The following is a 24,334-nucleotide window of genomic DNA, read 5'->3' on the forward strand; positions in this document are numbered from 1 at the left end:
GCATATAAGGTCTGCATTATAGGTCTGATCATTGATGATGGTCGTGACTTACACAGGTAGCTACTACCCGCTGATTTGCTTCTATTTCTGATTTTCTTGTGAATTAACCCGCATCTGCAATTTTCTTAAAAATAGCTGCGTGGTATGATTCGAGCAATCATCAAACGAAAGAATCCCTATGCGAATCGGAACTCCCTTAAGTCCTAATGCAACCCGTGTCATGCTCTTGGGTAGTGGTGAGCTTGGCAAAGAAGTGATTATTGCTTTGCAGCGCTTAGGTGTTGAAGTGATCGCGGTTGACCGCTACGAAAATGCGCCGGGTCATCAGGTTGCACATCGTGCGCATGTCATCGATATGACAGATGATCAGGCGTTGCGTCAGCTCATTGCGCTTGAACAACCGCATTTAATTGTGCCTGAAATTGAAGCTTTAAACACGGCTACCCTTGCAGATATTGAAAAATCAGGAATTGCAACCGTGATTCCTACCGTTAAAGCTGTGCAGCTGACCATGAACCGCGAGGGAATTCGCCGACTTGCTGCTGAGGAGCTTAATTTACCGACATCTCCTTACGCATTTGCGCGTAGCGAGGCAGAACTTCAGGCCGCTATCGATGCCGGCATCGGCTACCCATGTTTTATTAAGCCAACCATGTCATCCTCAGGTAAGGGCCAATCACGCCTTACACAGGCAAGTGAAGTATCGGCCGCATGGAGCTACGCAGCATCAGCCGGCCGCGTTAATCAAGGCGTGGTGATTGTTGAAGGCCAGATTGATTTTGACTACGAGATTACGCTGTTAACCGTGCGTGCCAAAAATGCACAAGGTGAAATTAATACTTATTTCTGTGATCCAATTGGTCATCTGCAAGAAAAGGGTGATTATGTAGAGAGTTGGCAGCCACAACCCATGGCAACTAACGCGCTGGAAGAGTCTAAGCGTATCGCCAAAGCTGTGACTGATAGCCTAGGCGGATTGGGCTTGTTTGGTGTAGAGCTGTTTGTGAAGGGTGACCACGTGTGGTTTAGTGAAGTGAGCCCACGCCCGCATGATACAGGCATGGTAACCATGGCTACACAACGCTTTAGTGAGTTTGATTTACATGCACGTGCAATTTTAGGGTTGCCGGTCGATGTGAGTTTACGTGAAGCAGGCGCGAGCGCTGTGATTTACGGTGGACATAATACCAAACAACTGGCATTTGAAGGCGTAGAAAATGCCTTAGCTGTCACTAATACTGATATTCGTTTGTTCGGTAAACCAGAGTCCTTTACCAAAAGACGTATGGGTGTTGCGCTAGCAACAGGGAAAGACGTTACCGAAGCAAGAGCAAGTGCAAAGTTAGCGGCTAGCTTGGTAACCACGGTAGATATGTAATACCTGTTAAGTATGTAAATGTTATGTGTAGCGTTGATTGCCTCGATCTTAATGATTGAGACAATTGATACGTTGCAATCAAGGTTTTAAGACAATGTTGAATGAGATAGAAGAAGCGGGCAGTGATAAACGTACATTTTTTGAACTGCTTGGCGGTGCGGAAAATGGAACACAAAATATACGGCTGCTAGTTGAAACGTTTTACGACATCATGGATAGCGACCCTAAGGCCAAGCCTTTGCGTGATATGCACCAGTCAGATTTAACTTCTGCACGCGAGAAGCTTTTTATGTTTCTCACCGGATGGACAGGTGGGCCGCAGCTATATATCGAGCGCTACGGCCATCCTATGCTGCGTAAACGGCATATGCCTTTTGAAATTGGTGAATCAGCACGTGATCAATGGATGTATTGCATGATTAAGGCCATGCATCAGTTGGAGTATGACGACGATTTGATGAAAAAGTTAGCAAACCAGCTCTATGGTGTCGCTGACTTTATGCGCAATAAGCAGGGGCAGTAAATAAATAGGGGCACATCAGTGCCCCTATTTATTTTGTAGACTACGCTGTGCTGTAGATTATTTTCTAGATAAGCCACCAAGCAGGGCTGCTACTGGCGCTTTCTTGGCGTTAGTTTGTCTGGTAGCAACAACATTTTTGTCTTGCTGTGTGTTTGGCTCGTATGGCTTATCAAACCACGGATCTGCACTTTTCTTTTTAGCAGGGATGCGTCTAACGGTTGATGCTTCTCGCTCTTTCACTTGGCTAGCGCCGTGGCTGCGTGCGCGTGAACTTGGTTTGTCTAAAGTAACGGTCTCTTTAGTAATTTGACGTTTGATTAATTTTTCAATCTCAACCAAGTATTTTTCTTCATCATCACTGACAAATGAAATTGCAACACCGCTTGCACCGGCACGTCCGGTACGGCCAATGCGATGCACATAGTCTTCTGGTGCACTAGGGATTTCATAGTTAATCACCATCGGTAATTCACTAATATCTAAACCACGTGCAGCAACGTCGGTAGCGATAAGCGCTGAAACTGTACCAGCTTTAAATGCATCCAAGGCTTTAATACGTTCTTGTTGATTTTTATCGCCATGAATCGCGTCTGCGGCAATGCCTTCGCGTACTAGGCTGCGGCTTAAACGGCTCGCCGTTAATTTTGTTTTGGTGAATACGATGACTTGTTTTGCATCGGCTTCTTTTAATAGTTGAATCAGCAAGGCTTCTTTATCTGATTGCGCAACTTGATATACTTTTTGCGTCACATTGTCATTGGTTGCATTGCTGCGCGCAACCTCAATCAATTGAGGCTTGGTTAAAAAGTCATCTGCTAACTTCTTAATCTCGTTGGAGAATGTTGCTGAGAACATTAAGTTCTGACGCTGTTTTGGCAATAATGCCAAAATTCGTTTCAAATCAGGCATAAAGCCCATGTCCAGCATTCTGTCTGCTTCATCAAGCACTAACATTTGCACTTGATTAAGTTGTAGCGTTTTTTGTTCAATATGATCCAACAAACGGCCAGGCGTCGCTACCAGTACTTCAACCCCAGTTTTAAGGTGAGGTGTCTGTGTTTTGATATCTACGCCGCCATAGACCACCAGTGAGCGTAATTGCGTATGCTTGGCATAGGCTTTCACGCTTTCTTCCACTTGAATCGCAAGCTCTCGTGTGGGCGTTAAAATCAACGCGCGCACGGGGTGCTTAGCTGGTGAAGTGCTGTTATTGGCTAGCGGTAGTAACTTCTGTAGCAAGGGCAGTGAAAAAGCCGCAGTTTTACCTGTGCCGGTTTGTGCACCTGCCATTAAATCCCCACCAGCTAAGGCAACAGGAATAGCCTGTGCCTGAATTGGGGTTGGGGTAGTGTAACCAGATTCAGTTAATGCACGTAAGAGCTCAGGTGCGAGTCCTAATGTGCTGAAACTTGGGCTGTCAGTCGTTACGATGTCTGTCATTTGTTGGGTACTGTTCAATTAAAGTCTTTACTTAAATTATACAAAACTACGTGAGCGACGTGGTGCGCCATTGCCTGCACCTGCGTTTGCACCGCCAAAGCCACTACGTGCTGGGCTGCGGCTGTCATTGCGAGCGCCATCACGACGTGCAGCAGGTGCTGCGCCACGATCATTACGACCTTCGCTACGTTGACCGTCGCGTGCATATGGTTTTTTACCAAAAGCTACGCTATCGCCAAAGCTTCGGTTAGGTGTGCCAGCGTTGTTGCCACGGCTACGGTCACCAGAGTTTTTATCAAACGCTGGGCGGTCACCAAAGCTACGTGGGCGGTCGCTTGCTGGTCTTTCTGAGCGGTTAGCATCAGATCTGCCAGCATAACCAGCTGAGTTGCCATTGATTTCACGCGGTGCTGAATCACGGTTGCCGCGGTTTTCAAAACGGTTTTCGCTACGAGGAGCGCTGTCACGGCTAGCGCCATTGCGATCATCACGACCTTTGTAACCACCACGGTCATCACGTGGTTTAAAGCCACCGCGACCACCTGGTTTATGACCATCACGACGGCTGCCGCTTGGGCCATCCATCTTCATGGCACGTTTTGGTTCAAAACCTTCAATCACAGCTGGCGACATGGTGTTACCAGTGAATTGTTCGATTTTACGCAAAATGTGTCTATCCATGTTCGATGCGAATGAAATAGCGATACCAGTGTTGCCAGCACGACCGGTACGGCCGATACGGTGTACATAGTCTTCTGCAAATTTTGGTAAGTCGTAATTGATTACGTGTGTAATGCCATGTACGTCAATGCCACGTGCAGCAACGTCAGTCGCTACTAAGATTTTTACATCACCATGACGTAGTTTAGTCAATGTACGGTTACGCGCGCCTTGTGTCATATCACCGTGTAGTGCCGCTGTTTTATGGCCTGCAGCATACAAATCCTCAGCTAAAACATCGGCATGACGTTTAGTGCTGGTGAAAATGATCGCTTGGTTAACTTCTGGCGCAATCAATAAATGCTCAAGTAGTTTGTTTTTGTGTGTCATGTCATCAACAAAGTGCAAGCGTTGCTCAATGTTGGCATGTTTTTCACGTTGCGCAGCAACTTGAACCGTTTTAGGGTTTTTAAGAATCTTGTTTGCAATGCGTGCGATGTCGCCATCTAATGTTGCTGAGAACAATAGTGTTTGACGTTCAGCAGAAAGTTGCTCACAAATACGCTCAACATCAGGTAAGAAACCCATGTCCAGCATGCGGTCAGCTTCGTCCAAAATCAACATTTGTAAACGTGATAAGTCAATGCGACCACGTTCCATGTGATCTAATAAACGGCCTGGTGTAGCAACTAGAATGTCTAGAGGTTGTGATAGCAATTTGTTTTGCAGTGGGTAAGGCATGCCACCTACAATACTTACAGTACGTGCGCGTAAGAATTTGCCGTATTTACGTGCTGCTTCGTTCACTTGTGTTGCAAGTTCACGTGTCGGTGTTAACACTAAAATACGTGGACCACGGCTTTTTGACTCATGTGGAGTTGCAAGTAAGTTAAGTGCTGGCAGCATGAAGCCCGCTGTTTTACCTGTACCTGTTTGAGCTGAGGCCATCAAGTCATGGCCTTCCATTATCACAGGAATAGCCTGTGCTTGGATAGGTGTAGGGGTAGTGTAGCCTGTTTCTTCAATAGCGCGAAGGATAGCAGGGTTCAGATTTAATGATTCAAAAGACAAGGTAGTCCCTTTCAAAAGCAGTTTTATAAAAACAATAAAAAGGGCGCAAGCAAATACATGTATGTTTACAGTGATGTTGTAAAAACAACATAACGCAAAAAGCAAGTTTCAAATATATAGTTTCGAGATGCTTTATTTACCAGCGCACGGGCATAGCCGCTAACCAGTAAAGATAGATTTAATATTAAATCTAAAGATAGTCACTTCAAAAGTTCACGAGTGACTGAGGGTCAGGGCGATGAATCTAAAACTTTTAGAGCTATTTGTTTAGCTATTTAAAGTTCTAAGTTGTGCGCATTATATGCATTAATTACACTTTGTCAAAGAGTTTTTTCTATATTTGCATATTGTTAAATCATTCTTGGGGGTTAATGTGTTAAAATCGCCGCCTTTCAATGAACTGGTAGCAAGACAATGTCTCGTAATTTAAGAAATATCGCAATTATTGCCCACGTTGACCATGGTAAAACAACTATGGTTGATAAACTTCTACATCAAGCAGGTACATTTACATCTCACCAGACAGTGTCTGAGCGTGTGATGGACAGTGGCGATATTGAAAAAGAACGTGGCATTACCATTTTGGCAAAAAACACTGCGCTGAACTATGAAGGTACACATATTAATATCGTGGATACTCCAGGCCATGCCGACTTCGGTGGTGAAGTAGAGCGCGTATTAGGTATGGTGGATGGCGTGGTATTGCTAGTGGATGCTGTAGAAGGCCCAATGCCGCAAACACGTTTCGTAACGAAAAAAGCATTAGCTTTAGGTTTGAAGCCTATTGTAGTAATTAATAAAGTTGACCGTCCAGGTAGCCGTCCAGACTGGGTGATTGACCAAACATTTGATTTGTTCGCTAATTTAGGTGCAACAGATGAGCAGTTAGATTTCCCAGTTGTTTTTGCATCAGCATTGAATGGTTTTGCAACTTTAGATATGAGCGTAGCTAGCGATAATATGCGCCCATTGTTTGAAACGATTTTAAGCCACGTAGAGTGTCCAGCAGGCGACAGCAGTGCACCATTGCAAATGCAAATTTCTGCACTAGATTATTCTACTTACACTGGCCGTCTTGGTGTTGGCCGTGTACGTAACGGTAAAATCAAGCCTGGTCAGGTTGTTGTGGTGATGAACGAAGGCAACCAAGTTGCACAAGGCCGTATCAACCAAGTGTTAGGTTTTAGAGGTCTTGAGCGTGTGCCAGTGGAAGAAGCTGAAGCAGGCGATATCGTGATTATTTCTGGTCTTGATGATATTGGTATCGGTTTCACTATTTGTGACCGTGAAAACCCAGTAGGTTTGCCACACTTAGGCGTGGATGAGCCAACATTGACCATGGACTTTATGGTGAACACTTCACCATTAGCGGGTACAGAAGGTAAGTTTGTGACTTCACGTCAAATCCGTGACCGTTTAACTAAAGAGTTGTTGGTTAACGTGGCGTTGCGTGTTGAAGATACACAAGATGCTGACGTGTTCCGCGTTTCTGGCCGTGGTGAGTTGCACTTGACGATTCTTCTAGAAAATATGCGTCGCGAAGGTTTTGAGATGGCTGTAGGTAAGCCACGAGTGGTGTACCGTGAAATCAATGGTGAAAAGTGTGAGCCATATGAAATCTTGACGGTAGACGTTGAAGATGAAAACCAAGGTGGCGTGATGGAAGAGTTAGGCCGTCGTCGTGGTGAAATGCAAAATATGGAATCTGATGGTAATGGCCGTACCCGTTTAGAGTACAAAATTCCAGCACGTGGTTTGATCGGTTTCCAAGGTGAGTTCTTAACCTTAACGCGCGGTACTGGCTTAATGGCACATATTTTTGACGAATATGCACCTGTTAAAGCTGATATGCCTGGTCGTCGCAACGGCGTATTGATTTCTGCTGAGCAGGGTGAAGCTGTGGCTTATGCATTGTGGAAGCTACAAGACCGTGGTCGTATGTTCTCAGTACCTGGCGACAAGCTATACGAAGGTATGGTAATTGGTATTCATAGCCGTGATAACGATTTGATCGTTAACCCAGTTAAAGGTAAACAATTAACTAACGTGCGTGCATCTGGTACTGATGAAGCTGTGCGCTTGATTCCACCAGTTGCCTTGTCTTTAGAGTCTGCAGTTGAGTTTATTGATGATGACGAATTGGTAGAAATCACACCGAAGAGCATTCGTATCCGTAAACGTTACTTGCTTGAGCATGAGCGTAAACGTGCATCAAAAGAGTAATTGATGTCATTAAAAAACCCAGCCATGTGCTGGGTTTTTTATTATGCTCGTTTGATTCAGTGATGGTTGGCTGTAATCAGCCTTTATCGTGCTGCCATGGTGCCTAGTGTTGGCTGATTACAACCAAAAATGTAATAATTTTGTAAAACAATCAAGTGGTTAGTGCTAGTTTGGTAAAATTGAAAAATAGTAATAGATTTATCTAGCTACTTAATTTTTATACTTCACTAACAATAATAGGAGTTAACAATGTTTCGTTTATCTTTAGGGTCAACTTTAATCGCGGCGGTATTTTTTGCAAACGCTGCAGTTGCAGGCCATGAAACAATCAAACCAAAAGCTTATGACAGCCTAGGTAAGTGCGTAAAAGCCGCATTAACTAAGCGCGAAGGCACCATTGTAAAGGCTGAATTTAAGTCAGAGAATAAAGCGGGTGTTTATGAGTTTGATATCGAAACTGCAGATGGCAAAGCATGGGATGTTGAGTGCAACGCTAAAACAGGAAAAGTGACTGAAATTGAAGAAGAAGTCAAAGCTGATAATGCTAGATTCAAAGCATTAGCTAAAGTATCAGAGGCTGATGCTAAGGCAACGGCACTAGCTGCGCATCCTGGTACAGTCGTTGAAGTAGAGTACGAACTTGAGCCTGATGGTAAAGCATCTTACGAGTTTGATATTTTAGAAGCGGACAAAGAAGAGGTTAAGGTTGAAGTTGATGCAACTACTGGCAAAATTGTTGAAGTAAGCTACGAAGAATACCAAATCGGTAAAGAGTAATTCGTAAAATAATAGATTCTGTATAAAATTAAAGCCAGAATATGCTGGCTTTAATTTTTTCTGGCGGTGGTAAAGCGAATTAACCTACACTTAAGTCATTGATTCAAAAACTGGGTATTGGCTAATTAAGGACTTTCTGCACTGCTTGCGTTTTAGGCAGTAGGGCAGATGCCTGTGGTGCAATCACGTTAGATGTATCCTCTTGCGTAGGCAGTTCATAGGTAATGATGATAGATACACGTCTATTTTTAGCGCGCCCAGTTTCTGATTCATTTTCGCTAATCGGTTGTGATGCACCTAAACCGGTGGCACTCAAACGCTGCTCACTGATACCCAAGCTGCTTAGTAAACGTACAACGCTGCTGGCGCGTATGGCAGAAAGCTCCCAGTTGGAGAAGAACGTAGCGGTATGAATTGGTGTGTTGTCCGTGTGGCCTTCTACCTGAATTTTCCGTTGATTATCTTTAATGAGTGGCACAATTTCGCTGATGATTGCATTGGCTGTCGGTGATAAGTCAGCAGATCCGGCGCCGAATAGCAGGTTATCTTGTATATCAATACGGATACCACGGCTGGTTTGTATGACTTGAATCTTGCCTTCGGTAATCATCGGCGCTAATTTATTGGATACCTCAGTACCAGTTTTAGCCATAGAGTCACGCTCTCTACGCATTTTTTCTGAATATAAATGACTTAGTGGAAGTGGTTTGACAATCGATGTATTAGCTTCCGTAACGCCACGTGCGCCTAGGCCTTTTTCTGTACTTGTCTGGTTAACACCAGAGCTACCGTTGCCGCTAAAAGCGGTGCCAATAGAATTGGTAAGTTGTTTGTATTTGCCTATTTCTACAGAGGAAATAGAGTACATAACGACGAAAAACGCGAACAAAAGCGTGATAAAGTCAGCATAAGAAACCAGCCACCGCTCGTGGTTCTCTTGATCCTCTTCTACTCTTTTACGAATGAGTTTCGACATGATTTATATTCAAATGGCTGTTTTGTATGGATGGGCGGTTAGTGCGGTTTATCTAGGTAACTATCTAAGCGCTCTTCAACGATTCTAGGATGGTCGCCATTGGCTATAGACACCCATGCATTAAGCAGCATTTCACGTGTTTTCAACTCTGCTTGAATGTGTGTTTTTAATTTGTTGGCAATCGGTAAAAATATCAAGTTAGCAAAACCAACACCATAAATCGTGGCCACGAATGCAACAGCAATACCGCTACCTAGCTTGCTCGGGTCGGATAGGTTTTCCATCACATGAATTAGGCCTAGAACTGCACCTAAAATACCCACAGTTGGCGCATAGCCCCCGGCCGCATCCCATATTTTTGCTGCGCCACGCATTTGAACTTCATGGAAATAGATGTCAATGGCGCATATCTCGCGAATTTTTTCTGGCGGTGTGCCATCAATCATCAAGCGCATACCTTTAATGATGAAAGGATCAGTTTCCCTTTTTAAGAAAGGCTCCAGCATGAAAATGCCTTCTTTACGCGCAAAGTTGCTCCAGTTTAAAATGCGTTTCGTCAGTTCTTTTTTGTCATCAACAGGTTTTTTAAATACTAGTTTTAGCATTTTTAAACCTTGCAAAAAAGTTTTTGGTGGGGTTTGCACAAGTACCGCACCAAAAGTACCAAACATCACGATAAGGAAAGCTGCATATTGCAACAGCGATTCAACGTTTCCACCCTCAAGTTTTTGCCCTAGTATAATCCCTGCAACAGCAAGGATTAGCCCGATTACACTGCCCCAGTCCATGACTTCTCTCTTAAGTTGGCACGCAGCCTAGCAACCGCCTGGCTATGTAGTTGACATACGCGGGACTCTGAAACACTCATAACCGCACCAATTTCTTTTAAATTTAGTTCTTGTTCGTAATATAAACCCAGCAGGATTTTTTCTCGCTCAGGTAGTGAGTCAATCGCAGCAATCAGTGCATCTTTGAAGTCACCAATTAGTAAGCCTTTAATTGGATCACTATCATGATCGGTTTGAAAGCGGTCTAAAAAGTGTTCACCACTGTCGGCTTCATGAAAGTCTTCGTAATAGACCAGTTGGTGTCCGCTACAGTCACCTAGCATCTCATGGTATTCCGCTAGCGATAAGTTAAGCTTTTTGGCTACATCGTTTTCAGTGGGGGGCTGACCAAGCTGCTGTTCTAGTTGGCTAATGGCGTGTTCAACATCACGCATGTTTTTACGGATGCTACGCGGTAACCAGTCTGAGCTACGTAGCTCATCTAGCATTGCCCCGCGGATTCTTTGTGCGGCATAGGTTTCAAACTGGGCACCATGCGTGTCTTCATAGCGATTAACAGCATCGAGCAGGCCCATCATGCCCGCTTGAATTAAATCATCAAGTTCTACGCTAGGCGGTAGCTTTGCTTTTAATTGATAGGCGAGTTTTTTAACTAAGATAGCGTGCTGATCCAGCAAAACGTCTTTTTGATCTTTTTTCCCGTGCGCTGTGTACATAAATCGTCTTTAGCTTAGTTGTGCCTGCTTATTGTTAAAAATATTATCATGCTTGTAATCTAAGCGTTGTGCAATTTGTTTCAATGCGGTTGACGCTATCGCGAGCGGAAACGCATCAATGACGGAGCGCCCCAGCTTGGAAGCTCGGCTGATGTGGCTATCAGCAGGAATTGCACCAAAAAACTCTAATTCAATTTGCATAAAGCGTTTTGCCACCTGTGCGATATTACCAAATACTATTTGTGCCTGCGCATCAGTTGAGTCTTCCACAATGATACCAAAAGAACGCCTGCCAAGCTCACTGCAAACTTGTTTAATCAATGAATACGCCTCTGTAATCGATTCTGGCTTACGTGAGAGCTGGATAATGATTTCACTTTCATTGAGTTTATGTAAGGGCAGCACATTGGCTGAGTTAAGCATGGTGTCAACTAGCACCATGTCATATTGCTGAGCTAATTGGTTAAACATCAGGTTAAGCTGGCTGTTGGTATGGTTTTCACTTGCCTTTGCACCTGAGTTTTTGTGCATTAGTTTCACACTAGAGAATCCATGGCTGGTGGATTTGATTGCTTGCGCCAACGTATGCTTGTTAGAAATCACATCCAGTAGCGTAGGGGACTGGCCCAATTCATAATGATGTTCAGATGCGTGCTCTGAGGCATGCATGACTAGCACTTCATTGCCTTGGGCAACCATAGAGGCGGCAAGGTTGGTGATAAGGCGCGGTTGTGCTTGGGTAGATGACGCAGACAGCACCGACACTATTCTAGGCTTTGGCTTTGCCATAATTCGCCTTAATCCGGCAGCTTGATCGTTAGGTGTAGGACTGCTGTTGAAATTAGACATGATTAAATCTCCGCTAATTGAGAGATAGTGTTCAAGCTGCTAGCTTGCCCCATGACAAATGGCAGTTCTTCTTCTAAAAATTCAAAAGGGCGGTTAGCTGGCGATTTTGAGTTTAATGCTAAATGAATCAGCGCTACTTTATTCGCTAGGTTGATATCTTCAGGCACACGTTGTCCATCGGCTGTGTAATACAGTTTTAATTTTTCACGAATAATCACATCAAGTGTATTACCTATGGTGACGGCTTCATCAAGTTTGGTCATGATGCAACCATCCAGCCCTTTTCCTTTATAAGCACTGATAACATCGGTTAAGGTTTCACCAGTGTTGGTGGCGTTTAAACATAGTAATTTCTTAATAGGCGTATTGCTAGTTGAGAGCAGGGCGATTTGTTCGGTGACCATGCGATCACGTTGGCTTACACCAACAGTGTCAATCAAAATCGTATGCTTGTTCTTCAGTTCATTGAGCGCAAGTGCGAGGTCTGTTTCATCTTTGACGGCATAAACCATCACACCTAGAATCTTACCGTATATTCTGAGCTGCTCATGTCCGCCAACCCGGTATGCGTCGGTTGTAATCAAGCCTAGGCTTTGTGTGCCATGTTTCATTACATAGCGCGCAGCCAGCTTTGCTGTGGTTGTGGTTTTGCCAACACCAGTCGGGCCAATTAAGGCAAACACACCACCTTGGTCCAATACTTCGGTTTCGTTTTCTATGGTGCTCAGGTTTTTACTCAGGATATATTTCACCCATGCTTGGGCTTTTTTACTATCTAAATTTGATGGTAACTTTTCTGCTAAATATCTTGATAATGCTGGGCTAAAGCGGGCGCCTAATAAAGTGCTCAACACTTCAGACTTAATAGGGTCACGTTGCTGTATATTGCCCCAAGCGATCGTAGCCAGTTGTGATTCAATCACGTTGCGCATGCTACGCATTTCTTTTAGCATCCATACCATCTGTTTGCTGGTTGCGACATTGCTTTTATTCGATTGTAGATTGTTGTGTAAATTCGTATCGTGGTTGATGGGTGTTGGGCGTAGATTGCTTGCCTTGGCTGCACTGCCCATGCTGTTAGCGTCAACGCCTTGATGTTCTTCACTCGCGTTTTTATTCAGCAATGACAGCCATGGTTTTGCTTCAGAGGGTTCACTTGCCATATGTGCTGGGTTAGCATTGACCATTGCGTTCATTTCTACTTCTGTAAACGCCATAATTTCATTGCCGCCAGCAACCGCTCGGTTGGATAGAATCACCGCATCATCGCCTAGTTCTCTACGGACGATTGTCAGTGCTTCACGCGAGTTTTTGCCGAAGAATCGTCTAATGTTCATGCAGAACCTCCAATCAGACTAGTGACTCGTATTGTTTTGGAATCCGGTAGTTCTTCGTGTGAAAGTACACGTAAATTTGGTACAGCCCTGCGCAGAAATTTGGCAAGCGCAGCTCTCAGCGGGGCAGAGACAAGTAGCACTGGCGTTAAGCCCATTTGTTCTTGTTGCCTTGCGGCTTCCTCAGCCTGTCTAGATAGCGTTTCTGCCATACCAGGCTCCATTGCGGAGCCACCAGTGTTGTTTTGCATTGCCTGTAACAGCAGACGTTCTAAGTTATTATCCAGTGACATCACCGTGACTTCATTGCCGGTAGGGAATAATTGCTGCACGATGGCGCGGCCTAGTTGCACACGTACCAATGCGGTTAAGTCGTTTGTATCCTGAGTCTGACTTGCGTGTTCTGAAAGGGTCTCAATAATCGTACGCATATCGCGGATATGCACACCCTCCATCAGCAAGTTTTGCAACACTTTTTGTACCACAGACAGCGGCATGAGTTTTGGTACTAAATCTTCAATGAGTTTTGGAGATTCTTTGCTAATGTGATCTAGTAGTTGCTGTACTTCTTGGCGGCCTAATAACTCAGCAGCATGCATGGAGATAATATGGTTGATGTGGGTGGCAATCACTGTGCCAGCATCAACGACGGTATAACCCATGCTTTGTGCTTCATCACGAAGACTGGCGTCAATCCATACTGCTGGTAAACCAAAAGCCGGATCTGTTGTAATTTGCCCGGCAAGCGGGCCTGTGACCATACCAGGGTCTATGGCTAGGAATTGACCGTAATTTGACTCGCCGGTCGCGATTTCAACCCCTTTTAAAGTGATACGATAGCCAGATGGCTTTAGTTCAAGATTGTCACGAATGTGCACAGTAGGGGCGAGAAAGCCAATTTCATTGGCAAACTTTTTACGTAAGCCTTTGATACGTTTTAGCAAATCGCCACCTTGCAACTTGTCTACTAATGGAATCAAGCGATAGCCAACCTCCAGCCCCACAGTATCTACTGGCGTTACATCGTCCCAGCTAGCTTCTTCTACCTCTATTGGCGCAACAGGAACCTCTTCAACTTGAGGTTCTGCATTCGCGACTTTCTGGCGCTCATCAACAAGGTAAGCAATGCCAGCAAGAAAGGCTGCTAAGGCTAAAAATGCAACATTAGGCATGCCTGGAATAATGCCCATACCACCAACGATGGCGGCTGTGACATAAATCACTCTGGGGTTAGAAAATAGTTGCGTGGTTAACTGGCCGCCAATATCTTCACTATTGGCTACCCTAGATACCACCACACCGGCTGCGACAGAAATCACCAGCGAAGGTATTTGCGCAACCAAGCCGTCACCAATGGCAAGTAGGGTGTAAATTTTGACAGCATCATCAAATGCTAGGCCATGTTGAATCATCCCAACAAATAAACCACCTACGATGTTGATGATGGTAACTAAAATACCTGCGACAGCATCGCCCCGCACGTACTTACTTGCACCGTCCATTGCGCCGTAAAACTCAGATTCTTGGCTAATTTCTGTACGGCGTTTTCTAGCTTCGTCTTCACCGATTAAGCCGGCATTCAAGTCGGCATCAATCGCCATTTGCTTACCTGGCATTGCGTCCAATGTAAATCTTGCGCCAACCTCAGCAATACGGCCCGCACCTTTTGTCACAACAGTGAAGTTAATAATCGTCAATATCACAAATACTACGATACCCACTGTGTAATTGCCGCCAATCAAAAAGTGCCCAAATGCTTCAATCACTTTACCTGCGGCATCAGGGCCGGTATGTCCTTCGGTGAGCACTACGCGTGTAGATGCCACGTTTAATGATAGTCGCAACATCGTGGTGACTAATAACACCGTTGGGAATGCAATAAAGTCCAATGCCTTTTTGGTTTGCAAACCAATGAGCAATACCATAATAGATAAGGCAATATTAAAGCTGAATAACACATCCAATGCGATAGCCGGTAACGGCAAGATCATCATTGATAAAAGCAAAACAATGATAAGTGGTGCAGCAACGGTGCGGCTGCCGAGGTTGTTCATCCAAGCTGGTAAATTAATTGGATTCATTAAACAAGTGCTCCAGATTCATTTTATACATCATCCACACCAGGCAGTGGCAGCAGGCTGTGGGGGTCTAGCTCATCAGGCACCGGTAGTGTGCTTGGGACTTCAGGTTGATAACCACCATCTTTATTGAAAATACGCATTTGAAAGACATAGGCCAGTATTTCAGCAACAGCTGTATATAGCGCTTCAGGAATCTCATGCTCCAGTTCAGTGTGTGTATATATGGCGCGCGCTAATTTTGGTGATTCAACAATGAGCACTTTGTGCTCCTCTGCGGCCTCACGTATTTTTAGTGCTACGGCGTCTGCGCCCTTAGCTACAACAACAGGTGCTAGCATACCACCTTCTTTATATTTAATAGCCACAGCGTAATGTGTTGGGTTGGTAATCACAACATCCGCATTTGGAATTTCCGACATCATTCTACGCCTTGACATCTCACGCTGCTGTTGGCGAATTCTTGATTTTATTTCAGGGTTACCGTCAGACTCTTTAGATTCGCGCTTGACCTCTTCTTTGGTCATTTTAAGCTTCTCTGCGTATTGGTACAGTTGAAACGGCACGTCGATGGCTGCAATCAGCACCAGCGCACTCACAATAGCCAAAAAGCTGGAAAGTAGTAAGTGGTTTACTTCGGCAATGCTTTCATTTAAAGGCAGTAAGGAAAGTGAAAGAATGGAGTCCATGTCATGTGAGATGACGATGTAGGAAATAAGGCCAACTAATATGGCTTTAGCAATAGACTTAACGAGCTCTGCGACAGAGTTTTTGGAAAGCATATTGCTAAATCCTGTAATCGGATTTAATTTTCCAAATTTTGGGATAAGTGCCTTTTCGCTAAATACCCAGCCGCCGATAAGGGCAGGTGATGCGATTGCTACAAAAAATAATATAAGCGCCAGGGGTGAGAATGCCAGCAGTAAATTGTAAATATTATCTGAGATTTTCATCAGAAGTAGCATAGGGTCATAGGCATAGGCACGTTGAAAACTCAGACCAGAACTCATTGATGTTTTTAACGCATCAGCCAGTTGTCCGCCCATCATCAGCATGGCAAACCCTGCGGCTAACAATACAGTTACCGTAGCTAGTTCTCTAGAGCGAGGGACGTCGCCTTCCTCACGAGCCTTTTCTAGGCGCTTGGGGGAGGCGTCCTCCGTCTTCTCTAAGTCACTTTCTTCAGCCATTACGTACCCTGTTATTTGATATTGCCAATCGGTTCATTGCTAAAAAACTGATTACTTTTTTCAATAACTAAATTATTCATTGAAACCTTACCATTGCATCTTAAGAATAGGGGGCAAAAACCATGCTTTCTTGTAGCTGACGTTATGACTTTAAATGTTTTTTATGTTTTTTTGCCATTATTTTAATTTTTTTTCAAAAAAAATTAAAATAAATTAAACAATAAAAACAATTAGTTATAATTTATTTTCAAATTTTATTAAATTTTTTTACAGATCACCCTAAAGTTTCCTTAACTTCTGCCGATAAGTGTTTATTGGATGAAGGCGTTAATGTTTTTATTGTTGAATGTCAGCGATATTTTTAACGGTAATTCATCACTTAAACTTTAGGAATTTTATCGACTATAAGCTAGTTAAATAATTCCCCCTGTATTTTAATGCTCATGATGAGTATAACTATATAGGCTACAATTTGTGTTCCTATTAAGCCAGTGTAGGTGCTTGTAAGACAAGCGCCTACACTGGCTTGTCTTGTTTGCTCACAAAAAATACCGACAGCGTATTCTTGCTAATCGCCCTAAAAAGGCTCAAAGTACAACTAACCATATTGTTCTATGGTTTTAACAACAGCAAGATACTTGAGATCGGAATTTAAAATGACTGAAATAGAATTGATGTCGGAAATCAGAGATGCCAACCTCAACTATTTAATGTTGGCGCAACAGCTTATCCGGGCTGATAAGGCGACCGCAATTTTCCGTTTAGGTATTAGTAGTGAAATTGCAGATTTGTTAGAAGGCTTGAGCAATATGCAGTTGGTTAAATTAAGCAGTGCGAATGTTATGTTGGCGAGGTTTCGCTTTGATGATAGCGCGATTCTAGGTATGCTTACCAATTACACAAAAGATCGTTCACAAGCGCATTTGCATGCAGCTATTCTGATGTCGGGCCAAGTGGCAGAGGCGATTGTTTAAGTGTCATCAGGGTTGATAAGTATACTGCTTAAAATAAGAAGGAAACCATCATGGAAAATAAAAGCCCAGTGACTTCTGCTAAAAGTGTGGTCAATGAATCTGAGCAGATTCAGCTTGCCATCCAGATGATTAAATTAGGTGCAAGGCTGCAATTGCTGGAGTCTCAAACGACGTTGTCTCGTGAGCGCCTGATTAAACTTTATAAAGAGCTTAAAGGTGTTTCACCACCTAAAGGTATGCTACCGTTTTCTACTGACTGGTTTTTAACATGGCAGCCAAATATCCATTCGTCTATTTTCTATAATATATACAAATTCATGCTTGATTACACAGGTGAAACTGGTATACATGCAATTATTAAAGCGTATAGCTTATATTTGCAGCAGGTTGAAACTGAAGAGTCTGCTGAGCCTGTGCTGTCAATGACGCGTGCATGGACAATGGTGCGTTTTGTTGAGAGTAAAATGTTGAAGCTACAAAGCTGTAGCTGTTGCGGCGGCAACTTTATTGTGAATGCTTACGATTTAAATAGCAGTTATGTTTGTAATTTATGCCACGTACCTTCACGTGCGGGAAAAACAAAAAAAAGCAAGTCGCTTACTTTCAAGGTTGTAACAATGACGGCCTAACAAGCGTTTGTAATGTTCTTATATTGTGTTAAAGTTTTGATAGCCTAGCAGTACATAAAAATATAATAAAAACATCAATACATGCTCTACGTTACTGGGGAGGTGAGTGTGTATCGAAAATTAAATTGGCATCAAAATGCTGCAGTTATTTTTCAATAAAATCAATCTAAAGCCAGCAACGCTCGCTGTTCTGATACAGTTTGTTGCATTTTCTTTTGTTTTTTCACTAGATTCCATTCTACAAGCTCAGTTGCTATATGACACTGATATAGCTCGCAGTCATTTTCCATATTACTTAATCTTGTTACAGGCCAGTTTTGCCGTATGTTTAGCCTACATCGCTAACATGGCTAAATGGTGGCGTTGGATACATTTTATATTCCCCATATCTGTTTGGGTGATGTCGCAGTGGCAGATATCCAATACATTTTACCTGATGGGTTTTCTGCTTAGCCTTAGTTTGTATTGGACAACGTTCCGCACACAAGTACCATTTTATCCCTCTATGCCAATTGTCTGGCAACAGGTCTTAACCTTAATCCCCCAGCATCAAGCCATGCGTATCATCGATATAGGCAGTGGTTTGGGCGATATGTCTATGTATATTGCAGAAAAAAGACCGGATTGCCTTGTTGATGGTACAGAAATTGCTCCATTGCCTTGGTTGGTTAGTAAGTTGCGTTCAAAGTTTAATGGTTCAAAAGTCGATTTTAAGCTTGGTGACTATCGTGCGCTCGATTTTGCAAACTATGATCTTGTTTTTGCTTATTTATCACCTGCGGCAATGACGGATTTGTGGCAAAAGGTACAAGCGCAAATGCGTACCGGTGGTTTGCTAGTCAGCTATGAGTTTGAGATTGATGGTGTTGCGCCGACGCAGGTTGTTCAGTTGGGTAGCCATAAAAAGATGTTATATGTATGGAAAGTTTAACAAATTTGAGGAAATCGGTTTTACGATAGGTTTGTAGCTGGTTTTCTTGTATAACCACATGATTTTTAGGTATATATCCATCCGAATGGATATGCGGTCTGTGTTGATTAGGTTTGAATTAGATGCATGGCTAAAAAAAATTACTTTATTCAAGTAATTAAATTACGTTATATTGGCTATTCTATTGGGAATGTTCGAAAATCGTAGTATCAAAACCTGGGGTGCGTAAGTATGTTTGTAATCATTGGCTATGTTGTTGTTTGCGGCACCATTTTTGGTGGTTATGCGCTAGCAGGGGGGCACCTGGGTGGGTTGTGGCAGCCGCTAGAGGTGTTGATGATTTTCGGCGGTGCGGTCGGTGCCTTTATTGTGGGTAATGATAGTAAGGCGCAGAAGGCAACATTAAAAGCGTTGCCGACGCTGTTCAAGGGGTCAAAGTTTAATAAAGCGCTATATATGGATTTATTGGCGTTGCTGTTTGAAATTCTGACCAAAATTCGTAAAGACGGCATGATGTCAATTGAGAATGATGTGGAAAATCCTGAGGCTAGTCCGCTCTTCAGTAAATATCCTACTTTGCAGCATGACCACCATTTGATTGAGTTTATTACAGATTATTTGCGCCTGATGGTTTCTGGCAATATGGACGCTTTCCAGGTTGAGAACTTAATGGATAACGAAATTGAAACGCATCATATGGAGGGGCACGTTCCTGCGCATTGCGTTGCAAAGCTGGGTGATGGTCTACCTGCGTTTGGTATCGTAGCCGCAGTGATGGGGGTGGTGCACACGATGGAAAACGTTGCTCTGCCGCCAGCTGAGCTGGGGATTCTGATTGCGCATGCCCTGGTCGGTACGTTTTTAGGTATTTTGCTTGCCTATGGTTTCGTTGGGCCGCTTTCAGGCTTGCTAGAACAGAAGTTAGAGGAAAGTACGAAGATGTTTCAAACGGTTAAGGTGACGTTGTTAGCAAGCCTTAATGGTTATGCGCCTGCTATTGCCGTTGAGTTTGGGCGTAAAGTGCTTTATTCAACAGAGCGTCCTAGCTTTGCCGAACTTGAGTCACACGTTAAACAAGCTAAAGGCAAATAAGGGAGCTTGTTATGGCAGAGGAATTACGCAAGCCGATTATTGTTAAAAAAATTAAAAAAAGCGGAGGCGGGCATCATGGCGGTGCCTGGAAGATTGCTTATGCCGACTTTGTAACAGCAATGATGGCCTTCTTCTTACTGATGTGGCTTTTGGGTTCTACTTCTAAGGCACAAAAAGAAGGTATTGCTGAGTATTTTAAAACGCCGCTAAAAGTAGCTTTGATGGGAGGAGATTCTGTCGGCGCTAGCGATACCTTGATTAAAGGTGGTGGCGGTAAAGATATGACGAAAAAGCAAGGGCAGGTGAAGCCGGTTGATGGTCCGCCCGGCAAGCAAAAAGCAGTCGATATTAAGGATGCTAAGGCCGCGTTGGAGAAGGCCGAAGCTGAAAAATTGGAGCAGTTAAAACAGAAACTTGAGAAAAGCATCGAAGATAGCCCGACTTTAAGTAAATTCAAAAAACAGCTATTGATTGATATCACTACTGAAGGTTTGCGTATACAGATTGTTGATGAGCAAAATCGGCCAATGTTTGAGTCTGCAAAAGCGGAAATGCAGCCATATGCTAAGCAGATTTTGAAAGAAATTGGCCAGATGCTCAATGGTGTCACCAATAAAATTAGTTTATCTGGGCATACTGATGCTGCGCCGTACTCAAGTGGCGAAAAGGGTTATAGTAACTGGGAGCTCTCATCTGATCGTGCCAATGCGTCGCGTAGGGAGTTAATCGCTGGCGGCATGGATGAAGCAAAGTTGTTGCGTGTTGTAGGGCTGTCCTCAGTGTCGCTGTTTGATAAAGATGATCCGCTTAATCCAATTAATCGGCGCATCAGTATTATTGTCATGAATAAACAGGCCGAGCTAGATGCATTGAAAGACGATGGTGAAACAAAATTACAATCCGATGCTGACCATGCGGCAATGGATAGCGTACTGAATAAGAGCAAATGATAAGTAAGTTTTGTCGCAGGCCTTGCTCGTTTTATTCATACGAAGGGTTGCGAGTTTGATGGTTATTGATGGGTATGTTTAATTAAGCGGGATTAACGCGTTAGGATTGTTGCTGTATGGAAACAAAAACATTACCAATTGCTGAGTTACGAAAATTGCTTGCTGCGGTTTCTGATCATGGTAAGCAGCATTTAATTGAGGTTGAGGCAGATTTGCTGCAAACAACTTTTTTGTTAAGTGAGGCAATTGAAAAGTTAAGTACCAGTTTTACGGCAGTGCATGATGCAGTCTGTGCACAGCAGCAGGTTTTAGATGCCTTGGTTACAAAATATGCAATTGAAGAACCGGTTTTAGAAAAATTAGATTCGTTCAAATCTAAGATCGGTGATGAAGTCAACGTGGTCATTACTAGCCTTCAATTTCAAGACCTTACTAGTCAGCTTGTCGCTAGAACAATCAAGAGAGTTAATGGTTTAAAGGACTTGTTACATGAGTTGGAGTCACACAGTAACGAGATGGATCCAGGGCATGAGCATGAAGAAATTGTTAAGTTTTTAGAGGAAATGAGTCGTAGTTTGCAGGTGGGTAGTCGTGCCTTGTCTGGTGGTTTGCGTCAATCAGTTGGTCAGCAAGATATGGCTACAGGTGAAATAGATCTTTTTTAGTAAGTTGCGCTAAATATATTAAATTTAGTGCCGTTAAGCAGTATAGGTTAAGCATGAAAGCGCTCTGACTTTAGTGGTCTGGGTGATTATTTGTTAACAGTAATAAAAGTGAGTAGATAAATGGCAAAAACAATATTAGCAGTAGATGATTCAGGCTCACTGCGCCAAATGGTGGCATTTAGCCTTAAAGCTGCAGGCTATGATGTAATTCAGGCGGTAGATGGGCAAGATGGCTTAAATAAAGCAAAAGAGAAAACTGTAGATCTGGTTTTAACCGACCAAAATATGCCAATTATGGATGGCCTGACCTTAATTAAGAACTTACGCGGATTAGGCTCGTATCAAAAAGTGCCAATTTTAATGTTAACCACTGAGTCTAGCGATGAAATGAAGGCCAAAGGTAAAGCTGCTGGTGCTAACGGCTGGTTGGTAAAACCATTTGACCCAAAACGTTTGATTGAAGTCGTGCAAAAAGTCATTGGCTCTTAATTGTTGAGAGTTAATGTTTTTCTGGTGTTTATACCGCTATTAACGCCCTAATAGTGGAGAGCTTGAGCTTAGCGCTCTAAAGCCTAAGTATTAAATGCACGTAAAATTTACTAGGTATTTCTACTAAGGTTTATTTTGCTGTTAAGTGTTTTAGTTTGAGTGTGTTTAATGTTGTTCGGGAACAGTAGTTTTGTCGTAGAAATTACTGGATACGTGAGATAAATGTGGTAACTGTATTGGTGTGAATCGTACGTTTTGTACGTGGCGCACGTAAATAAATGGAGTACGGCAATGACAATCGATATGAGTCAGTTTTACGAAGTCTTCTTTGATGAGGCTGAAGAGCTACTAGCAGAGGCCGAGCGTTTACTATTGGGTATTAACATTGACGATCCTGATAATGAAGAGTTAAACGCAATCTTCCGCGCAGCTCACTCAATTAAAGGTGGAGCTGCTACTTTCGGTTTTATGGATATGACTGAAATTACGCATGTCCTCGAAAATCTGTTAGACAAGATTCGTAAGCACGAAATGGCTCTGACTGCTGAGCATGTTGATGCGTTTCTTGCCGCTAAAGATGTGCTTAAAATGGAGTTGGACGGCCATCGGTTAGCAACTGATGTAGATCAAGATCAAGTGGCTGATGTGAAGATGATGTTGAAACAGCTTTCTGAAGCTGGTGCAACACCAGCCCCAGCCACAGCTGTTGTTGCACCACCATCACCTGTGTCTCAGCCTGTTGATGCTGCACCTGTGCAAACTGAAGTAGCTGATGGTATCAGCTGTTTTAATATTGTGATGCCTGATATCACAGAAAAAGATGTAGAGAACCTAAAAGAAGAGCTGGGTTTGCTAGGCGATGTTGCTGTGAGCAAGCAGGCTGATGGGCATTTCGTTATTACATTGACGACAGACTCATCTGAGGCAGACATTGTTTCTATTTGTTCCTTTATTGTTGACCCTGATGATCTAGTTATTTCACTAAAAGCTAACTCAGTTGCATCATTTGCAACAATGCCAGCTGCAGAAGTTAATCCGATAGCCGCAGAAGCGGTTGAAAGCAAAGCAGCGTCTACTACTAAAGTCCTTATTCATGAGGAAGTAGGCTATGGCCTGTTTGAAGAGGATGGCAAAGAAAAGCAAGAAGAAGGCTACGGATTTTTTGCACCATTCCAACCTCACCCAGATGCCGTTAAGTCAGAACTGATAGGTGACGATACCACGCTTACTTTATCTAATAGTGGTGTGACTAATGCGCAACCGACCACTGGTGCAGCTAAACCAGAAGCTGTGGCGGGCAGCGGGCTGGCACAAGAGGTTGAACGTAAAAATCCAGGACGTCGTGAGTCTGACAAAGCACCTGCAAGTGCCGAAGCATCATCGATTCGTGTTGGCGTTGAAAAGGTTGACCAACTGATTAATCTAGTAGGTGAGCTGGTGATTACGCAAGCGATGATCGAGCAACGCATCAGTATGTTGGATCCGGTACAAAACGAGGCGTTAATTAACAGTGTAGGACAATTGACTCGCAATACTCGTGACTTACAAGAGTCGGTGATGTCAATTCGTATGATGCCGATGGATTTCGTATTCTCTCGCTTTCCTCGTATGGTGCGGGACTTAGCCGCTAAGCTAAACAAAAAAGTGGACTTTGCCACGATAGGTGCGACCACTGAGTTAGATAAAGGCTTAATCGAGCGTATTGTTGACCCACTGACACATTTGGTTAGAAACAGTGTAGACCATGGTATTGAAATACCTGAAAACCGTAGGAAAGCCGGTAAGAGTGAGACTGGGACTTTAACTTTGTCTGCAGCGCATAAAGGTGGCAGTATCGTTATTGAGGTGACGGATGATGGCGCAGGCTTAAATCGAGACAGAATTCTAGCCAAAGCCCACTCAAATGGCTTAGCTGTAAGTGAAAGCATGACTGATAGTGAGGTTTTCTCACTCATCTTTGCCCCAGGCTTTTCTACTGCTGAAGTTGTTACCGATGTCTCTGGACGAGGCGTGGGTATGGATGTAGTGAAGAGAAACATTACCTCTATGGGTGGTGCTGTTGAGATTCGATCAGCGCTTGGTTTTGGTACCACTATTTCAATCTCACTCCCTCTGACGCTTGCAATTTTAGATGGCATGTCAGTATCGCTGGGCGACAGTGTTTATGTGATTCCGCTTAATTTGATTGTTGAAACCTTACAACCACGCGCTGAAGATATTAAAACAGTGACAGGCGAGGGGCGTATGGTGCATGTGCGCGGTGAGTATTTGCCAATTATCGCATTACATAGCCTGTTTAATCACGCGACAGATATTACCGACCCAACCCAAGGCGTGTTGGTGCTGTTAGAGTCGGATGGTAAAAAATCAGCTTTATTTGTTGATCGATTAGTGGGGCAGCAACAGGTTGTAATTAAGAGTTTAGAAACAAACTTTAAGAAGGTACTGGGTGTATCCGGTGCGACCATTATGGGGGATGGCTCAGTGGCTTTAATATTGGACGTCGCTGCTTTGATACAAATGGGGCAAAGTACCAACTATATTACCGGCGCAGCCTCATTTTCTAACCAAAATAATCAGCATATGCAACGCAATGCATAA

Annotated in this window: 21 protein-coding genes; 12 read left to right on the forward strand and 9 right to left on the reverse strand. The window is 43.5% G+C overall.

The window, feature by feature from the left end; all coding sequences use genetic code 11:
* The first annotated feature begins 178 nt into the window (after positions 1–178).
* On the forward strand, positions 179–1,378 hold the full coding sequence (gene purT, locus ACSSU7_RS02665) for a formate-dependent phosphoribosylglycinamide formyltransferase (protein WP_492517196.1): 1,200 nt from the start codon (positions 179–181) through the stop codon (positions 1,376–1,378).
* A 94-nt stretch (positions 1,379–1,472) separates the two neighbouring features.
* Complete coding sequence (locus ACSSU7_RS02670; RefSeq protein ID WP_492517197.1) at positions 1,473–1,901, forward strand: group II truncated hemoglobin; 429 nt, start codon at positions 1,473–1,475, stop codon at positions 1,899–1,901.
* Between the two features lie 57 nt (positions 1,902–1,958).
* Here ACSSU7_RS02670 and ACSSU7_RS02675 read toward each other — a convergent pair whose 3' ends face one another.
* Together ACSSU7_RS02675 and ACSSU7_RS02680 are read right to left on the reverse strand one after the other, a co-directional pair.
* Positions 1,959–3,341 carry a DEAD/DEAH box helicase gene (locus ACSSU7_RS02675; protein WP_492517806.1) on the reverse strand — a complete coding sequence of 461 codons (1,383 nt, stop codon included), beginning with the start codon at positions 3,339–3,341 and terminating at the stop codon, positions 1,959–1,961.
* A 36-nt stretch (positions 3,342–3,377) separates the two neighbouring features.
* On the reverse strand, positions 3,378–5,072 hold the full coding sequence (locus tag ACSSU7_RS02680; protein WP_492517198.1) for a DEAD/DEAH box helicase: 1,695 nt from the start codon (positions 5,070–5,072) through the stop codon (positions 3,378–3,380).
* Positions 5,073–5,486: 414 nt separating this feature from the next.
* Between ACSSU7_RS02680 and typA the strand changes: the two genes are divergently transcribed.
* Both typA and ACSSU7_RS02690 read left to right on the forward strand, forming a co-directional pair.
* Positions 5,487–7,295 (forward strand): translational GTPase TypA, encoded by a 1,809-nt coding sequence (typA, locus tag ACSSU7_RS02685; RefSeq protein ID WP_492517199.1) that lies wholly within the window; start codon positions 5,487–5,489, stop codon positions 7,293–7,295.
* A gap of 249 nt (positions 7,296–7,544) precedes the next feature.
* Complete coding sequence (locus ACSSU7_RS02690) at positions 7,545–8,072, forward strand: PepSY domain-containing protein (RefSeq protein WP_492517200.1); 528 nt, start codon at positions 7,545–7,547, stop codon at positions 8,070–8,072.
* Positions 8,073–8,193: 121 nt separating this feature from the next.
* Here ACSSU7_RS02690 and motD read toward each other — a convergent pair whose 3' ends face one another.
* From motD to flhB, 7 genes are all read right to left on the reverse strand, one after another.
* Positions 8,194–9,048 carry a flagellar motor protein MotD gene (gene motD / locus ACSSU7_RS02695; protein ID WP_492517201.1) on the reverse strand — a complete coding sequence of 285 codons (855 nt, stop codon included), beginning with the start codon at positions 9,046–9,048 and terminating at the stop codon, positions 8,194–8,196.
* A 38-nt stretch (positions 9,049–9,086) separates the two neighbouring features.
* A complete protein-coding gene (locus ACSSU7_RS02700; RefSeq protein ID WP_492517202.1) occupies positions 9,087–9,836 on the reverse strand; it encodes a flagellar motor protein in 750 nt (249 codons plus the stop codon).
* Positions 9,818–10,552: an RNA polymerase sigma factor FliA gene (locus tag ACSSU7_RS02705; protein WP_492517203.1), complete on the reverse strand. Its 735-nt coding sequence runs from the start codon at positions 10,550–10,552 to the stop codon at positions 9,818–9,820. Before ACSSU7_RS02705 ends, ACSSU7_RS02700 begins: the two co-directional genes overlap by 19 nt.
* 9 nt (positions 10,553–10,561) lie before the next feature.
* Positions 10,562–11,341: a MinD/ParA family ATP-binding protein gene (locus ACSSU7_RS02710; protein ID WP_492517204.1), complete on the reverse strand. Its 780-nt coding sequence runs from the start codon at positions 11,339–11,341 to the stop codon at positions 10,562–10,564.
* A 62-nt stretch (positions 11,342–11,403) separates the two neighbouring features.
* Positions 11,404–12,738: a flagellar biosynthesis GTPase FlhF gene (gene flhF, locus ACSSU7_RS02715; protein WP_492517205.1), complete on the reverse strand. Its 1,335-nt coding sequence runs from the start codon at positions 12,736–12,738 to the stop codon at positions 11,404–11,406.
* Positions 12,735–14,816, reverse strand: coding sequence for a flagellar biosynthesis protein FlhA (gene flhA / locus ACSSU7_RS02720; RefSeq protein ID WP_492517206.1), 2,082 nt, complete (start codon positions 14,814–14,816; stop codon positions 12,735–12,737). Before flhA ends, flhF begins: the two co-directional genes overlap by 4 nt.
* 23 nt (positions 14,817–14,839) lie before the next feature.
* Entirely contained in the window at positions 14,840–16,003 is a 1,164-nt protein-coding gene (gene flhB, locus ACSSU7_RS02725) for a flagellar biosynthesis protein FlhB (RefSeq protein ID WP_492517207.1), read from the reverse strand.
* A gap of 656 nt (positions 16,004–16,659) precedes the next feature.
* Here flhB and flhD point away from each other — a divergent pair.
* The 8 genes from flhD (at position 16,660) to cheA (ending at position 24,334) form a co-directional block, all read left to right on the forward strand.
* A complete protein-coding gene (gene flhD, locus ACSSU7_RS02730; RefSeq protein WP_492517208.1) occupies positions 16,660–16,977 on the forward strand; it encodes a flagellar transcriptional regulator FlhD in 318 nt (105 codons plus the stop codon).
* A 50-nt stretch (positions 16,978–17,027) separates the two neighbouring features.
* Entirely contained in the window at positions 17,028–17,606 is a 579-nt protein-coding gene (flhC, locus tag ACSSU7_RS02735) for a flagellar transcriptional regulator FlhC (RefSeq protein WP_492517209.1), read from the forward strand.
* Positions 17,607–17,742: 136 nt separating this feature from the next.
* Entirely contained in the window at positions 17,743–18,537 is a 795-nt protein-coding gene (locus tag ACSSU7_RS02740; RefSeq protein WP_492517210.1) for a class I SAM-dependent methyltransferase, read from the forward strand.
* A 231-nt stretch (positions 18,538–18,768) separates the two neighbouring features.
* Positions 18,769–19,629 (forward strand): flagellar motor stator protein MotA, encoded by an 861-nt coding sequence (gene motA, locus ACSSU7_RS02745; protein ID WP_492517211.1) that lies wholly within the window; start codon positions 18,769–18,771, stop codon positions 19,627–19,629.
* Positions 19,630–19,640: 11 nt separating this feature from the next.
* The gene (gene motB, locus ACSSU7_RS02750; RefSeq protein ID WP_492517212.1) at positions 19,641–20,579 is read left to right on the forward strand and encodes a flagellar motor protein MotB; all 939 of its coding nucleotides are present in this window, start codon (positions 19,641–19,643) and stop codon (positions 20,577–20,579) included.
* A gap of 116 nt (positions 20,580–20,695) precedes the next feature.
* Complete coding sequence (locus tag ACSSU7_RS02755; RefSeq protein WP_492517213.1) at positions 20,696–21,244, forward strand: chemotaxis protein; 549 nt, start codon at positions 20,696–20,698, stop codon at positions 21,242–21,244.
* 120 nt (positions 21,245–21,364) lie between these two features.
* Positions 21,365–21,733 carry a response regulator gene (locus tag ACSSU7_RS02760; RefSeq protein WP_015832200.1) on the forward strand — a complete coding sequence of 123 codons (369 nt, stop codon included), beginning with the start codon at positions 21,365–21,367 and terminating at the stop codon, positions 21,731–21,733.
* Between the two features lie 291 nt (positions 21,734–22,024).
* Positions 22,025–24,334 (forward strand): chemotaxis protein CheA, encoded by a 2,310-nt coding sequence (cheA, locus tag ACSSU7_RS02765; RefSeq protein WP_492517214.1) that lies wholly within the window; start codon positions 22,025–22,027, stop codon positions 24,332–24,334.

It is taken from the genome of Methylotenera sp. E1MeOHC1, from assembly GCF_058745595.1.